Annotated in this window: 12 protein-coding genes and 2 pseudogenes; 5 read left to right on the forward strand and 9 right to left on the reverse strand. The window is 61.2% G+C overall.

Annotated elements, in window-relative coordinates; all coding sequences use genetic code 11:
- Positions 1 to 181 precede the first annotated feature (181 nt).
- The 4 genes from AC3WSN_RS05305 to AC3WSN_RS05320 all read left to right on the forward strand — a co-directional run bounded on the left by AC3WSN_RS05305 (position 182) and on the right by AC3WSN_RS05320 (position 3,717).
- Positions 182 to 1,774: a GSCFA domain-containing protein gene (locus AC3WSN_RS05305; protein WP_492536647.1), complete on the forward strand. Its 1,593-nt coding sequence runs from the start codon at positions 182 to 184 to the stop codon at positions 1,772 to 1,774.
- Between the two features lie 130 nt (positions 1,775 to 1,904).
- Positions 1,905 to 2,369 carry a transposase gene (locus AC3WSN_RS05310; RefSeq protein ID WP_492536648.1) on the forward strand — a complete coding sequence of 155 codons (465 nt, stop codon included), beginning with the start codon at positions 1,905 to 1,907 and terminating at the stop codon, positions 2,367 to 2,369.
- Between the two features lie 8 nt (positions 2,370 to 2,377).
- Positions 2,378 to 2,833, forward strand: a complete 456-nt coding sequence (locus AC3WSN_RS05315; RefSeq protein WP_492543018.1) for a transposase — start codon at positions 2,378 to 2,380, stop codon at positions 2,831 to 2,833.
- A gap of 89 nt (positions 2,834 to 2,922) precedes the next feature.
- Positions 2,923 to 3,717: an ABC transporter permease gene (locus AC3WSN_RS05320; protein ID WP_492536649.1), complete on the forward strand. Its 795-nt coding sequence runs from the start codon at positions 2,923 to 2,925 to the stop codon at positions 3,715 to 3,717.
- A gap of 485 nt (positions 3,718 to 4,202) precedes the next feature.
- On the opposite strand, the pseudogene AC3WSN_RS05325 reads toward AC3WSN_RS05320, so the two are convergent.
- The 3 genes and pseudogenes from AC3WSN_RS05325 to AC3WSN_RS05335 form a co-directional block, all read right to left on the reverse strand.
- A pseudogene (locus AC3WSN_RS05325) lies at positions 4,203 to 4,355 on the reverse strand (IS630 family transposase); the annotation flags it as partial.
- Positions 4,347 to 4,547 (reverse strand): annotated as a pseudogene (locus tag AC3WSN_RS05330) (IS630 family transposase); the annotation flags it as partial. The pseudogenes AC3WSN_RS05330 and AC3WSN_RS05325, both read right to left, overlap by 9 nt.
- An 853-nt stretch (positions 4,548 to 5,400) precedes the next feature.
- A complete protein-coding gene (locus tag AC3WSN_RS05335; RefSeq protein ID WP_492536650.1) occupies positions 5,401 to 6,282 on the reverse strand; it encodes a TIGR01459 family HAD-type hydrolase in 882 nt (293 codons plus the stop codon).
- A gap of 846 nt (positions 6,283 to 7,128) precedes the next feature.
- Here AC3WSN_RS05335 and AC3WSN_RS05340 point away from each other — a divergent pair.
- The gene (locus AC3WSN_RS05340) at positions 7,129 to 7,512 is read left to right on the forward strand and encodes a hypothetical protein (protein WP_492536651.1); all 384 of its coding nucleotides are present in this window, start codon (positions 7,129 to 7,131) and stop codon (positions 7,510 to 7,512) included.
- 57 nt (positions 7,513 to 7,569) lie between these two features.
- Here the strand turns inward: AC3WSN_RS05340 and AC3WSN_RS05345 are convergent, their stop codons facing one another.
- The 6 genes from AC3WSN_RS05345 to AC3WSN_RS05370 form a co-directional block, all read right to left on the reverse strand.
- Complete coding sequence (locus AC3WSN_RS05345) at positions 7,570 to 7,962, reverse strand: HNH endonuclease (protein ID WP_492536652.1); 393 nt, start codon at positions 7,960 to 7,962, stop codon at positions 7,570 to 7,572.
- Complete coding sequence (locus AC3WSN_RS05350; protein ID WP_492536653.1) at positions 7,962 to 8,405, reverse strand: hypothetical protein; 444 nt, start codon at positions 8,403 to 8,405, stop codon at positions 7,962 to 7,964. The genes AC3WSN_RS05345 and AC3WSN_RS05350 overlap by 1 nt, the downstream gene beginning before the upstream one ends.
- Positions 8,406 to 9,088: 683 nt before the next feature.
- On the reverse strand, positions 9,089 to 10,537 hold the full coding sequence (gene terL / locus AC3WSN_RS05355) for a phage terminase large subunit (RefSeq protein WP_492536654.1): 1,449 nt from the start codon (positions 10,535 to 10,537) through the stop codon (positions 9,089 to 9,091).
- Positions 10,530 to 10,988, reverse strand: a complete 459-nt coding sequence (locus tag AC3WSN_RS05360; RefSeq protein WP_492536655.1) for a DUF5681 domain-containing protein — start codon at positions 10,986 to 10,988, stop codon at positions 10,530 to 10,532. The genes terL and AC3WSN_RS05360 overlap by 8 nt, the downstream gene beginning before the upstream one ends.
- Before the next feature lie 412 nt (positions 10,989 to 11,400).
- Entirely contained in the window at positions 11,401 to 12,930 is a 1,530-nt protein-coding gene (locus AC3WSN_RS05365) for a DNA modification methylase (protein ID WP_492536656.1), read from the reverse strand.
- 660 nt (positions 12,931 to 13,590) lie between these two features.
- Entirely contained in the window at positions 13,591 to 14,904 is a 1,314-nt protein-coding gene (locus tag AC3WSN_RS05370) for a UDP-glucose dehydrogenase family protein (RefSeq protein ID WP_492536657.1), read from the reverse strand.
- Positions 14,905 to 15,093 lie beyond the last annotated feature (189 nt).

The raw sequence follows: 15,093 nt of genomic DNA on the forward strand, positions 1-15,093 counted from the left end.
GCGCAACGACTACGCGACCGAGTCGAGCCGATGAAGATACTGCACCAGCTATCAGCGACTTCCTAACTTACAAAAATTTTGTGTTGCTACAGGCATTCCCAGAGAGTCTTCATCGCCGGCGCCCATACGGTACGAACCACGAAAAGCAGCTTTGCGAGTTCGGACTTGCAGGAACATACGAATGTCAGACCATGAAAACAACATCACCTACGATGAAGACTCCCAAGAACGTTCCGGCGGTGTGCCGGACGATGCTCTATGGAACAGAGTGCGTGCGATCGACGGCATTGAGGACGGCACGCATAATAAACAGGCCCAAGCCAGGGATATATTGGTAAGTATAATAGATGACCATCCAGAGATATTAACGCGCGCGTCTGACGCCAGCAATTTCGTATTGCTTGCTGCCGCACAAAGGTGCCTGAACGTTGGACCGCTTGACAAGGCAATAGAATTCTATCGGATTGTGACTCAACGGACAGATGATCCACAGGCTAGGGCTGCTCTGAGTGAATCTCTACTATGGAACAGAGTGCGTGCGATCGACGGCATTGAGGACGGCACGCATAATAAACAGGCCCAAGCCAGGGATATATTGGTAAGTATAATAGATGACCATCCAGAGATATTAACGCGCGCGTCTGACGCCAGCAATTTCGTATTGCTTGCTGCCGCACAAAGGTGCCTGAACGTTGGACCGCTTGACAAGGCAATAGAATTCTATCGGATTGTGACTCAACGGATAGATGATCCACAGGCTTGGGCTGCTCTGAGTGAATCCCTGACGCACCATGGCAGCAACCTCGAAGAGGCCTTGGCCGCGCTAGAACGTGCGATGCAACTTGCACCTGATCGGTTTGACAATGAAGCAAACCGGGAGACGGTACGCTTAGGGCGGGCAGTACCGAAAGCCAAAGCAGAAGGATCTCAAAAGAGAAAAGTTGGCCGATATCCCAAGACTGAACAACTCAGGGGCAACTTAGAACATCTGATTCTCGAACATATTGCGCTTGATGAGAAGGAAGAGCGGATTTCGATCCACGAGAACACAAGATTTTTCTCCATGGGCTCGTGCTTCGCCAGAAATATATCGCGCAGCTTGCGACAGGCGGGGTATGCAAGTGAGCACATGGATATATCCGAGCATATCAATACAACATTTGCTAATCGCTGCTTTGCGGATTGGCTTAGCGCGCACAATGTCAACCCCCAAGTTTCGGAGCGCTTTAAGGAGTTGCTCCCCACCGGATGGACTCCGGAAAAAACAATCGAATCAATCAAAAACAGCGATGTCTTCATTTTGACATTGGGCGTTGCCCCGGCTTTCTTTGACCGACAAACCGGTGACTTTGTACTTCCGCGGCCGTCCAGCTTAAGCGCTCACGTTTTAGCAGAGCGCTACATGTATAAAACGACGAGCGTTTCTGAGAATGTAGAAAATATCCGCTATCTCATTAATTTCATCAAAAAACAATCAGAAAACGTAAAGATCATCCTGACCGTTTCGCCGGTTCCACTCCTGGCGACTTTTGAGTTTGCTTCCTGTGTAGAGGCTGATTGCATATCTAAATCGACAATGCGCCTTGCGGCGCATGAGATCGTCCAGGATAAATCAATCGGCAGTGTCAGCTATTGGCCATCCTTTGAAGTGTTTCGGTGGGTGGGCTCTAATTGCAGCGACTTTTATGCAGGAGATGATGGGGCAGCTTGGCATGTGACGGAAGAAAAAGTGGACAGCACTGTGAGAGCTTTTATTCGCAAGTTCTCAATCTGAGCCAGACGTCGCTTCAAATTGAAGCGCGCCCTTAGCTCGACTTTGGCCATTTGCGGCGGGTTGAGTGGGCGGAGGCGACGAAGCGGGCGTGACGGATAGGCTGGTGGCGTCCCCGTCAAGAGACACCGCCATGCTGCCCCTGCCCACCCGCTTCGCCGGGATCATCCTGGCGTTCGCACCGCTGTTCGTCCATCGCTCGTGGCGACACGCCCAGAACCTGCTGGTCGGCGCGATCCTCACGCCGGGGCCGCGCACGGTGACAAGCGTCCTGCGCATCATGGGCCGCGCGCAGGAGCGGCGGTTCGTGAACGTCCACCGCATCCTCAACCGGGCGGCGTGGTGCCCGTGCTCCGGCAGCCGTATCTTGCTCGGGCTCCTCGTCGATGCGTTTGCGCAACGCGGCCCCGTGGTCCTGGGACTGGACGACACGATCGAGCGTCGTCGCGGCAAGCGGATCGCGGCCAAAGGCATCTACCGTGATCCGGTTCGCTCCTCCGACAGCCACTTCGTCAAGGCGAGCGGGCTGCGCTGGATGAGCCTGATGGTGCTCGCCCCGTCCCCTGGGCGGGGCGCATCTGGGCGTTGCCGTTCCTGACCGCGCTGGTGCCGTCAGAGCGCGCCTGTCGTGAACGGGGCCGCCGGCACAAGCCGTTGCTCGACGTCGGCGGCCAACTCACTCTCCAGGCCCGACGCTGGCTGCCGAGGCGCGACCTCGTCGTGGTGGGCGACAGCGGCTTCTCGGCCTTGCTGTTCCTCGACGCGATGCGCCGCGCTCGCATCACGGCGATCACGCGCCTGCGGCTCGACGCAGCACTCTACGATCCCGCTCCGCGGGCGCCCACCTGGCACGATCGGGCGCGCGCGGACCAGCGGCGCGCGGCTGCCGACGCTCGCCGCGATCCTCGCGGCCAGCCGCTTGAGCTTGCTGTTCTCATCCTCCAACTGCTTCTTCCAGCGGTAAAACGTCGGCTCGGAAACGGCCATCTTCCGGCAGACCTCGTCCACCAATGGGTGCAGATAGCGTTTGCGCATGCGGCAACCGCTATCGCCCAAAGCTGATCGGTTAGGTCAAGTGGACGTGCCGTCGAACGCACTTTGGCCAGATTTTTACCAACAGAGAGCAGGGGAACAGCAGGGACCGATTCCCGATGCCGACATTACCCGACGCTACAACAACGAAGAGCCCGGCAGAGTCCTATCTACATGTGTTACACGCTTTGATGCTGCGCGATATGCGAACGCGCTTCGGAGCCTCGCTTTGGGGCTACGGCGTAATTGTTCTATGGCCGTGCGCGCACATTTTTATGTTGATTGCAATTTATTCATTCCAAAAACTCCCAGCCCCACTGGGAGACGACAGAGCCCTGTTCTTCGCAACGGGGGCAGTTCCAGTGCTGGTATTTCAATATATTTCACGTGAAGTTATGAAAGCGGTCATAATGAACCGCCCATTGACTTATTATCCTCAAGTCAAGTTGTTTGACGTCATTCTTGCGCGCATCCTCGTCGAAATCGTAACGGGTTTCTTGGCGCTCCTGGTCATTATTAGCGTTCTTATCGTTATAGGCGCTAATCCGGTGCCGGCAGATCCGTTTGTTGCTATGTGCGCCTATTTGTCAGCCGTGATTCTCGGCATCGGAATTGGCACGATCAACGTTGCAATCATCGGCTTCTTCCCCGGATGGCTGCTCGGCTATATGTTAGTCAGCATTCTGCTGTATGTTTCCAGCGGTGTGATGTTTCTTCCGAGCTACCTTCCGGAAAAGATATATTATTGGATGAAATATAATCCGGTTCTGCAGCTGGCGGAATGGATGAGATCGGCCTATTACCCGCATACCAACTTTGAGATTGACTACATATATATCTTTACTTTTGGACTCACGTCCATTTCTTTGGGGCTCATTATCGTCAAGCATGTTGTCTCTAAAATGCAGGCTTGATTTAGAGCAGCATTCCCGAGGCCGAACAGCTTATGATTTGACAGATAGCTTCAATTTGCGCCTGCCATCTAACCTGACCGGCAAACATTGGCTTAGCTCGCGTTCGGCCTTTCATGCGGCGTACCAGAGGACATAGGCCCAGGACGCGGGCAAACGGAAGCGTGGTTTTGTTTGGCCGCGTCGGCGCGGTGATGCGGCCAAAGTCCGCTCGCGCCAGATTGCACGTCGCACGGCGATCAGGGCATCGGCGAAGGTCGGGCGTGGTTTGAGGTACCACGCGGCGGCCGGGACGCATCGCCGGTGGCGCGCCGGGAGCCGTGCGAGCAGCAGCGTGACGATCGAGAACAGGGCGAGCAGGCTGGGCGTAGTGTGGGCAATCGCCGTGTCGGACCACTGCCGCTGCGTCTCGACTCCGAGATGAGCGCGCACTTCCTGGAAGGTGACCTCGACGGCTCAGTGACCTGACCGGCTAAAGCGGTATCCGATCAGGTTGGATCATATGCGTCGTAGCCTGCGGCCGCGAGATAGCGGCGGCATTCAGCTGACGTGAAGCGTCTGAAGGCTCGTTGGATGGTGTCCCAGAGATCGCTGATGGTGCGGGCGGCCTCGGCACGAAGAAGGGGTTTGAGCCTGGCGAAGGTGGTGTGCGAGCGTTGATCGCGGCCCATCGGCTTGGCCTGCGTCCGACCCTCCTGCACGAAGGTCCCGTGCCGGCGCACGGCGCTGGCCGGGCTGACCTCGAAGCGCCGTGCCGCTTCCCGGCGCGAAGCTTCCGCTTTGATTGCGGCCACGACGCGCTCGCGTAGATCCACAGACAGGGCGGAGGCCATCGGCTCTCCTCCTCGGTAAGCCGTCCGTCGAATCACAACTCCGTCCCAGCCGAAACCCCAGGCGATTCTATCCGGTCGGTCACCGCTCTAGCTGTGGGCCGGGCTGATGCATAGGGTCAGTCGGGACCGGAGGATCGGGACCTACGGCAAGGTCAGAAAACGAGTACAGAACAGGTTGTGCAGAGGCTGCGCCAGATCAAGGTCAAACGGCACGAGGCAACAGTCTGGCCTCGGCCAGTGTCTCGGATCCAGCCTTCCGACTACCCATGGCCGCTGCCATGCAGTAGCCTCACAAGCGGCTCGGTCCAAAGGACCAGTCGGGTCACGACAACCCACACCCTGCAGATCGGGCAACGTACCGCGAGTCGACGGCGCTGCTTCGCGATCAGCGCCACCTCGTTTTAGATATCTACTACGCGTCGTTCGGCCCAACTCCCACCGCGGTCAACTGCCACGACAGCCGGAGGCTGGCTACCATGTCCGATGCAGTGCCGAACGTGCGCACATAACGTCATAGCTGCCTGCATCGCAGACCGAACAAGCTATACGCCGACAAGGGCTACGATCATCTCCGATGTCAGCGTGAGTGCCGAGCGCGCAGCATCACACCGCGCATAGCCCGGCCCGGCATCGAGAACAGTGAGCACCTGGAACGGATAACGCGCTTAATTGCGCAGCTCGGCAGGAAAAAAGGCATGATCATTGTCAACGTTAATCAGCCCGTGTGTCCCGTCGCCGCAACCGTTCCGCGGAAAGTGTGGAAGAACTGCGAGCTCGGAAGAGGACTGATAAAAAATCTGTCTAACCCAGAAGATTTGATGCCATTCTATATAAGTCACCAATCGCGAATTACTTACCACCGCAAGTGAGTAATCATCATGTCCGGGCGCACCTCCTGAAAGCTCAACCACGCCGCAAGTGCCTCAAGATCACCTCGCTCCGTATGAGCTCCGATCTCTGTGGAATGGATGCCTTGAGCTACTAGAAGGCTCGCGATTTCCGCGCCGCGCGCGCCTACAATGTCGGTGCGGATCGCATCTCCGATCGCCAGGACGCGCGTCCGGTCGACAGATGAACCAAAAATTGAGGTACCTTTGGTTATCGCGATATCATAAACCTCGCGATATGGCTTACCTGCGTAGGCTACCGTACCGCCAAGTAGCACGTAGGTAGCTGCGATTGCACCAGCGCATGGAAGCAGTCGGTCGCCGCGCTCGACCACGATATCGGGGTTCGCGCAAATCATTGGCACGTCTCGATCGCAGAGCGCCTGGAGTAGGTCTCGGTAATCTTCCGCCGACTCTACCTCGTCGTTGATCAAGGCCGTGCAGACGACGAGATCGGCTTCTCCTGCCTCGACTTGACTGATGTCGAGACCGGAAAGCAGGCAGGCGAGGCGGTCGGGGCCGAGATGGAATACGCGCGCGCGCGGGCGTGCTGCGATGAGTTCTCGTGTCAAGTCACCGGACGTGACAATCGCGTCGTAAGCCGCCTGCGGGACACCAAAGCGGTCGAGCGCCGTGCGCACATTCGCTTGAGGCCAAGGAGCATTCGAGATCAGAACAACAGGATGTTGCTTTTCTTCGCTGCACTCGCGGAATGCGATCAGAGCCTCAGCAGCTGCCCGATGCGCATGAACGCCGTCGTGGAGCACGCCCCAAACATCGCAGAGTATCAGATCGTACGCGTGCGCAACTTCACTGAGTGACGCCAGGATTGTAGGATTTGAAGACATGCGGAAACCGGACGAACTCGCGTGCAGAACCGAGTAATATAGTTACTTACAGCGCAAGGCAGCGGGTTGATGACTGGCGCCGAATTAACGCGACGACTGGTGAAATTAACACTATATCAATACCGCGCTGCTCCACCACGTGGCAGACGGTTTCCTCATCGACGACCACTCTCAGCACGGAAGCCGCTCGGCAGCAGCCTTGTTCAAGGAGGTCTTGCCACTCCTTTATCGGAGGCACCATGTGAATGTCACGTCTCTGCTCAGTTCATTAGCTGCGGCGCACCCACTGTGCTGTGACGCAAGGCGAGCACCAGCAGGTCCACGTCGGTGATCCATTCCCCCCGTCGATGCGCCAGAAATCAAGTTCCTCATCCGACTCGACGATGAAGCCGTGCGCCCGAAGCGACTCGGCCACGATGAGGATAGGATTGATGCCTTGGATCATGCCGCCGCCCTGATGGCCTTATTCTCGGGCCGAGCTTCTCGAGCTAAGCGCCCGCCGCTCGTTCCCGTCGACATGTCGCGGATGAGTTTGTCGGGGATGTGGCTGCCCTTGTCCCTTCATCGGACGTGTCAGCAGGATCGAACAGTGCAGCCCCCGACTCTGCACAGCCTTGCTGAATTCCCGCCTGATCATCACACTGCTCCCGCGGCGGCTCTGGCCATCAATCCCCGAAGAAGAACAGCGTCGGCGGCCTACGCTTGACGAGCCCGGAACGAAAAATTGCGGGCAGCGGTCATTTGGGAGGGTGGACGGTGAATGTACAGCCGTCCCGCGGCGGGACTGCGTGACAGCCCGAAGGCTGAAACTGCGTACCAGCTGTCTCTGCGACTATGCTATCAGCCTTGAACGCCACCGCGCAAATCGGACCGATCGACATGCGTACCCTGTTGCTCGCTGCCTCGCTGCTGCTCCTTCCGGCCCCTGCCTCGGCGCTGTGCCGCTGTACGTGCATCCAGGGCGAGATGAGGCCAATCTGCCAGCCGACCGATGTCATGGTACCGATCTGCCAAGGCCTGTGTGAGACCCAGATCCGGCCAGAGCGGGTCATCGTTCCTTTAGCTGGCGCCAAGCAGGTGTTCGAGCCGGCTCAGTCGACAAACCCCTCTCCTGGCAGCCTCGTCACGCCGGATACGGACCTCAACTCCAATCCGAACGGAACGCAATTGGGTCTCCCGAGCCAGCTCTCGGGCAGCGTAGGTTCGAGCCTTTCGGCTGGTGGCCGCTGAGCACGAGAAGGCCCTCGCCGGCGAGCCGGGCGGCCTGCAGGCCAAGGGAAAATTTATCTACTTACCGCGTCTATCCAATCGCTCGCCTGTGTCGCGGCGGATCACGCCGCCGCCGATCAGCCGCTTGAACGGGCTGGCCTTGCTACCAGGCAACGGCCGCCGATGCGGATCGACGACGCCTATGTGCCGGTCACGCACCCGCCGCACCCGCGTGATCACGCCCACATCCACCACCGTCTTTGCCGCGTGACAGGGCCGGCACAACACCTGGCAGTTCGCCAGCGAGGCATCCTCTGTTAGCGCCGCCGGGACGATGTGGTCGTAGTGGAACCGCCCGACCTGTAACGCGCATGGACAGCGGCTGCCGTCCGTGAGTGCGCCCTCGCAGCGCCCATCCGCCCGGGCCAACGCAGCCCTCTGGACAGCCTTGCTGAACTCCCGCCGGATCATCACGCTGCTCCTGCTGCGGCTCGGGTCATGCACCCGCCAAGGTCGGCCGCGACCGCAGAGCGCTCAGGCGCAGTCTCGGCCAACCGGTAGGCATGAAGCTCACGCGCGCCGAGCCTGGCACAGGCGGCAAGCCAGCCGAGGAACCCGGGATCTCCGACCTCGCAGGCCCGAGCACCGACGATCGAGGCTTGGCCCCGCTCATCCCTGGACACAGCGAGGACGACAGCTGCGCTCTCGGCGACGAGATCTGGAGTGTCGAGTGGCTGTACCACGACGACGTAGCGCCGGCTGGAGTGTCCGCGCCACGCGCTCATCGCGAGGACCGGCGCGCCGCGTAAGCCGGTGCTCGTGCGCAGGCGCTCCTCGCGCACGGGCTGCCGGATGGCACGGTCAGCCTTCAGCTCGCGCAGGGCGGCGGCCCAGGAGATGCTGCGATTGGACATTGCCGCCCTCACGCCAGGAGAGCGCGCGACAGCGCACAGCGTGCGCGTGCGGCTGCTGATGCTAACCCGCGTCGTGATGGCGACTGCGCTTTCCAACCGGGAGAGGGCAGGGGGCGGTTCTGTATTGAGGTATCCCTGTGCATAGTGGCGCGCCTTGAGCTCGCGGCGGGATCGCCCCGCCACTGCCCTGGCCCCGCGAGCGGCTCGATGAGCCTGCGGGGCGACGCGATCCTCAGGACGACGGTATCCGGTTCGGCCGGCGTACCTCAGCCCGGAGCTATAGAGGTGCTCGTCTCGCCATATGCTCGCCGCTGGGGCACAGAACCCGCAGCGACGCGGCATCTCGCCCCGGAGCTTTGAAGTTGAGAGGTGGGCGGCTGTTCTCAGTCGGCACTTCAACCGCACCGCAGATCTTGATGCCTACCATCGCCGTGCCCGCCTCGGCCTGACGCATGGCGTGCGTGAACTGACGGATAACTCCGTTTGGAACAAGCGTGCTCATGATTATCCGCCGCGCTTCAGCTGGCTCACTGCTTCGTTGCACGACCATTCACGCTCCTTTCACGGCAGCAGTCCAGTCGAATTCGGGCGCTGCCGCAAATTGTTCCGGACTCGACGAGCCGGACGCCGAGAACATAGGCATCCTCCGGCAGAAGCAGGCTGACCCCACTGATGAAATCGCATCAGCGGCGCTCGATATCTCTACGCACGGGATTCCGGCGCTGCAGCGGGAGAGGGGACAACGCGCGAGCGGTGAGGTAATCGAGCGCCTGCGAGGTGCTGTCGACCTGATCGTCGTGGCGGCCGTTCGGAAAAGCCATCAGCTCGGCGATGTAGTCGGCGAGCCACGGAGCATCCAATGGTAGGTGTACCTGCCCAGCCTCAAATCGGGCGGCCTGAGCCAGGAGCCGGGCCTCCTTGTCGTAGCGTGAGCGATGGAGGAGCGTCGACAAGTTTCCGGTCCGGCGCAAATCCTGATGGAGGGCGCGCCCGAGCTCCGTATCCTCGATCAGGGTCGCGTTCGCCCTCCAATGCCGGCTCAAGCTCACGATTTCTCGACGCAATTCGGGGGCCTCGAGACGCTCGCGCACGATGTCGAGCAGGTAGTAGTCTAATCCCAGCACACCCCAGACCGTGCCGACGGACCAGTCGCTCGCCTCTCCCAGAGTCGAAGCGGTATCCCAGGAGACCACCACGCGCTCGAAGGTCTCCGGGTCCTCCCCATCCTCGTAGAAGCGCAGCCAATCCCGGCGGATCACGTTGCCCTCGGCCGGCACCGGTGCCTGTTGATATTGGGCGCTGAAGGTCAGGGTGCCGAGCTGGCGGCGCAGCCCCTCCAGCACGTCAAGGGGCTCACGCCCAGGTTGGAGCACCTCACCGCGTGGCCGCGAGTAGACATCATCCTGTCTATCGCTCAGCTGAAACGACTCGGCCCGGACGGCGATCGCGGGGAGTTCCACCACCTCCCACTCCTCCGAAGCTCGCTCACGGAGATGCCCGCACAAATCATCGGCGTGCAAACGCTGCATCACGATCACGATCGCGCCGTTGGCCTTGTCGTTCAGGCGCGAGACCAGCGTGCCTTCGTAGAATTCGATCACCCGCCGCCGCTCGGCTGCCGAGAAGGCATCGATCGCCTTCATCGGATCGTCGATGAGGATGATATCGGCGCCGCGCCCGGTCAGGCTGCCGCCGAGCCCAACCGCCAGCCGGCCGCCGCGCCGCGTGGTGGTAAGCTCCAGATCGCGTTGTCGGCCCGGAACCAGAGCGCAATCGGGGAACAGCTCCCGAAACCACGCGCTCTCCATCACGGTGCGGGTATCTTGTGAGAGCTTCCGCGCGAGATCAGCGGCGTACGAGACCGCGATGATCCGGCGGCTCGGCGCGTGACCGAGAAGCCAAGCCGAGAAGCCCACCGAGACGGCGATGGACTTCATCGATCGCGGCGGCACGTTGATGATCAACCGCTTGATGTCGCCACGCGCGATGCGGTTGAGCTGCCAAGCGAGATGATCAAGATGCCAACTGTGCTGGTAAGGCGTTCCAGGCTCGAGAGCCTGGAACGTCCGGTGAATGAAAGCGGAGAGCTCACGGCGAAGGAGCGCCCTCAGGAAACGAGCGCGATCAACCATCGTCGCCCTCCTCATCACTCCTCGTCTCGTCGTCCGGGAACTCAACCTCAGAGGGCAGATTAGGGGCGGGACCCAGATAACGGCGTAAGATCGCCTCGTCGTCCTCGGACCGCTCTGGCGTTAGTGTGCGTCTGGGAGGCGGAGCGGCCGAAGCTCGACGGTCCAATCGATCGAGGATTTTCTCGATAGCGTTCGTGTCGCCATTCAGCGCCTTCTGGGACCAAATCATCATCATAGCGACGACGGCGTTAACCCGTTCCGGGCCGCGCCGGCCGTTGATCGACACTTTCCTTTCGAAAAATGCTTGAAGATATTGTTCAGCCATCAACTTTGAATCTAGATCGACCTTCGGCCGACCGCGAGGATTTCCAGATATGCCCTTTTGGAAACGATGCTTGCGAGGTGGACGCCCGGGGCCAACTTTCTCATCATCGTTGCTATCGCTCATCATCAATTCTCCGACACGTTGGTGTCGAGTGGAGCCCCTGACCGCGTGCATCGACATCCCGTTACGTCTTACCCTCTTTACGAAGGTATTTCAGACGCCTTGGAATGCTGCTCGCGCGGTGCGCCGCAAAGTTCCCGTTGGCCAGATGAGCGAAGCTTAGGTTCCGACACCCCTCAACAAGTTTCAATGTCAATACATTTATCATCTATTCCGCGCATTGCAACCAGCACTGATTGCGACATCTTAAAGCACAGAACAGATTCTGTGCCGAGTATTGCAGACTGCTGCAGAGACGAATCTTGCTTTAGCTCTCCGAACCCGCGGCACCCGATGCGTTCCGAAAAGGTATGCACCTTGCACGCGGAACCACGGAGGGCCAGGAGCGCTTCGCAAGGTTCTGCACTCCGGCAATCAGTCATACCACGCGCGTGCGAACTCGTGCGCGCGGTTTAGGTGGCGCGGAGGACGCTCCCTCTGATGTGGGTGGCAGCACGCATCCGTTCGCCTCCGACGAATCAGACAATGCAGGCGCGTCATGTATCTTCGGATCCGCGCGCCGGGTACGCGCCTGAAGCCAATCATCGAGGCTCTCCCCGGTCTCCGCACAGACCGCCGTACGCCCCGTCATCCGCTCCCAGCGGCGGATCGCGACCTGCGCATACCGTGGCTCAATCTCGACGGCTCGCACCCGTCTCCCGACCTGCTCTCCGGCCAAGATGGTTGTGCCGGAACCTACGAACGTGTCGAGCACCACCGCGCCGGATCGCGTGACGTCTTTCAAAGCGTCTGCAACCAGTTGCAAAGGCTTCACGGTTGGATGAGCGGCGAGGTCCGCTAACCGCGCCGCGCCGAAACCATTGGCGCCGGGATAGGTCCAGACGTTCGACCGATTGCGGCCGTACCGCCCCATCTGCACGTTGTCGCGGTGACGCGCCTCGCCGACCCGGAACACGCCGATCAACTCGTGCTGATTGCGATAGAGACCACCCTGACCCGCATTCGTCTTGTTCCAGACGACGAGGTTGAGGTATGCGCCGTAGACGTTGGAAGCCGCTGCGAGCAAGTCTTGCACGTGCCGCCAATCGATGCAGGCGAAATGCACGGCCCCCGGTGCCGAAACGCGCGCCGCATTTCTCAGCGCGGCAGATAGAAACGCGACATACTCCTGCTGGCTCATCTCGCCGGAGGCAAACGCAAAATCCGGGTGCCGCACCTTCCCGCGCGTGCTGAGCTCCGCCTGCGCGAGATTGTAGGGTACATCGAGAAACGCACACTCGACCGCAGTGCCCGCCAACAGCCGATCCAGCAGGGACGGATCCCGTGCGTCGCCGACAGCGAGGCGATGATCCCCCAGCTGAAGCAGGTCGCCCGGGCGCAGGACGAGGGGCTCCTGCAGCAGTGCCGGATCGACGTCGTCATCGGCCCCGGCCTGATCGGCGAAATCGAAGGTTAAAGCGTCGAGTTCAGCGATCTCGAAGCCCGTATCGGACATCTCGAAGCCGGCATCCTGAAGGAGGACCGTCAGTTCCGGGATCTGTTTGGCGAGCCGTTGCCGGTCGAGCCGCGCATCCTCGCCGATGCGGTTGTCAGACAGCAGGAACGTGCGCTTCTGCGCCTCGGATAGCCCGAAGACCTGCACAATCGGTATCGATTCCGATGCCGCTCGGACTGCCTCGACCCGAGCATGGCCGGAGAGGATCGTGTAGTCCTCGCCGACGACCACCGGGGCGAGGGGACCCGTCGCCTCGATAGCGCGTGCGAGCTTCTTGATCTGCTGTTTGGGATGAACGCGAACGGCGGCCGGGTTGGTTTTGAGCGTGCTGCAGGGGCACAGGCCGTATCGCGCCTCGATGCCCGGTCCAAGCGCGATCCGGGGGGCGCTGTCGAGAGGGAGTGCGTTAGACTGAGCTGTTAACGCCGCAAGCTTCGATGTCGATGCTGGCATTATAGGCCTCCAAATTGGAGACCGAGGGCAAGGCAACCGCGCAACGACCATCGACTTTCCCCACTCGCGCGACGCGCGTGGCTCCCGGGGAAATTGTCGAAGCCGCTGCGGCATGTGGAAGGCTGCCGCCGCTAAACTTTGGTGAAGCACAGCTACCGATTGCAATCGGTCGTCTGTGAGTACTCGTCGACATGACGGGCAACGCCAACTTAGATCTGCACCTGAGACGTTTCAAGACCTACTATCATTAGAACGTATCAAGAACATAATCCGTGAGCATGTCGGCTCTGGCGTAGGCGCAACAGGGCTTCGAGCGACCGAATCATTAGAACCGACCTACCGTAAGTGGATACGGTGAGCGCGGAAGCCTTCCCTGTTTTTCTCCCTGGTGCAGGGAGGAGAGGGCATCGTGTACCGCATCAGGGGGGGAAGCAGGCTGGTCCACGGTCCGGCCGTGGCGTTCTGGCGGTCAAGAGGCGGCGGACCCGGCGTCGAGCTCCGTTCACTCCACGACCTGATCGTCCCCTGCGAAGGCGAGCCGGCGTAGGCTAAGCAACGCCTGGCCGAGCGGCGCAGGTTGCTAGGACGGCCACCGCCGAGCCGGCACTGCCCCGCGCCCGATATCGAGCGCCGATGTCAGCCCCCCGGCAACAAACCGTCTCAGCGTCCGATGCCGCGATAGGTGAATCCGTGGCGAGCGGCGCTCTCGGGATCGTAGATGTTGCGCAGATCGATCAGGACGGGGGCGGCGTCTCCGGACGCCATAGTCCGACGCAGACGGTCGAGATCCAGCGCCCGGAAGGCGTTCCACTCGGTGACGATGACCAGGGCGTCGGCGCCCTCGGCGCAGGCATACGCATCCTCGGCGTAGGTCACCTCCGGCATCAGCGTGCGGGCGTGGGCCATGCCCTCCGGATCGTAGGCCACGATCCGCGCGCCGGCATCCTGCAGCCCGGCCACGATCGCCAGCGAGGGCGCGTCGCGCATGTCGTCGGTGTCGGGCTTGAACGTCAGCCCGAGCAGCGCCACGGTCTTGCCCCGCACCGAGCCGCCGCAGGCCTTGATCACCTTGCGGGCCATGGCGCGCTTCCTCTGGTCGTTGACCGCCACCACGGTCTCGACCAGCCGCAGCGGCGTGCCGGCATCCTGGGCGGTCTTGACCAGCGCCAGCGTGTCCTTGGGAAAGCACGAGCCGCCGTAGCCCGGCCCGGCATGCAGGAACTTCGGGCCGATGCGCTTGTCGAGGCCGATGCCGCGCGCGACCTGCTGGACATCGGCGCCGACCGCCTCGCACAGGTCGGCGACCTCGTTGATGAAGGTGATCTTGGCGGCCAGGAACGCGTTGGCGGCGTACTTGGTCAGCTCGGCGGTGCGCCGGTCGGTGACCAGGATCGGCGCCTGGTTGAGGTAGAGCGGCCGGTAGACCTCGCGCATCACCGCCTCGGCGCGGGCATCCTGGGTGCCGACCACGATCCGGTCGGGCCGCTTGAAGTCGGCGATCGCCGCGCCCTCGCGCAGGAACTCGGGGTTCGACGCCACCGAGACCTCCGCGGCCGGGTTGGCCTCCCGGATGATCCGCTCGACCTCGTCGCCCGTCCCCACCGGCACCGTCGATTTGGTCACCACCACGGTGAAGCCCGACAAGGCCCCGGCGATCTCGCGGGCGGCGTCGAACACGAAGCTCAGGTCGGCGAAGCCGTCGCCGCGGCGCGACGGCGTGCCCACCGCGATGAACACCGCATCGGCCTCGGCCACGGCCTCCCGCATCGACGTGCTGAACGAAAGCCGGCGCTGCCGCACGTTCTCGGCGACCAACGCGTCGAGGCCCGGCTCGTAGATCGGCATGCGACCGGCGTGCAGGCTGGCGATCTTGTCGGGCTCCCGGTCGATGCAGACCACGGTGTGGCCGAAATCGGCCAGGCACGCCCCCGAGACCAAGCCGACATAGCCGGCCCCAATCATCGCAATCTTCATGAGATCTTCCGCACGTTGCGCATCCCGTATCCCGGGCCTGATCGATCGCCAAGGAATCGGCAGGTGGGTCGATCGTCGACGCTATGGTCGAACGGCAGCAGTTTTACGAACCTCAGCGCAGGATCTCTGCGCTGCGACAACATATGATCAGAATACTGCTCACGGACGGCACAGGCCGCTCCGCTGTCC

Source organism: Methylobacterium sp. FW102-HT35C08 (genome assembly GCF_058790235.1).

Bases quoted from the DNA above. Each gene is read 5' to 3' on its own strand.
- AC3WSN_RS05305 (WP_492536647.1), top strand. From the start codon at position 182: ATGTCAGACCATGAAAACAACATCACCTACGATGAAGACTCCCAAGAA.
- AC3WSN_RS05310 (WP_492536648.1), top strand. From the start codon at position 1,905: ATGCTGCCCCTGCCCACCCGCTTCGCCGGGATCATCCTGGCGTTCGCA.
- AC3WSN_RS05320 (WP_492536649.1), top strand. From the start codon at position 2,923: ATGCCGACATTACCCGACGCTACAACAACGAAGAGCCCGGCAGAGTCC.
- AC3WSN_RS05335 (WP_492536650.1), bottom strand. From the start codon at position 6,282: ATGTCTTCAAATCCTACAATCCTGGCGTCACTCAGTGAAGTTGCGCAC.
- AC3WSN_RS05345 (WP_492536652.1), bottom strand. From the start codon at position 7,962: ATGATCCGGCGGGAGTTCAGCAAGGCTGTCCAGAGGGCTGCGTTGGCC.
- AC3WSN_RS05350 (WP_492536653.1), bottom strand. From the start codon at position 8,405: ATGTCCAATCGCAGCATCTCCTGGGCCGCCGCCCTGCGCGAGCTGAAG.
- terL (WP_492536654.1), bottom strand. From the start codon at position 10,537: ATGGTTGATCGCGCTCGTTTCCTGAGGGCGCTCCTTCGCCGTGAGCTC.
- AC3WSN_RS05360 (WP_492536655.1), bottom strand. From the start codon at position 10,988: ATGATGAGCGATAGCAACGATGATGAGAAAGTTGGCCCCGGGCGTCCA.
- AC3WSN_RS05365 (WP_492536656.1), bottom strand. From the start codon at position 12,930: ATGCCAGCATCGACATCGAAGCTTGCGGCGTTAACAGCTCAGTCTAAC.
- AC3WSN_RS05370 (WP_492536657.1), bottom strand. From the start codon at position 14,904: ATGAAGATTGCGATGATTGGGGCCGGCTATGTCGGCTTGGTCTCGGGG.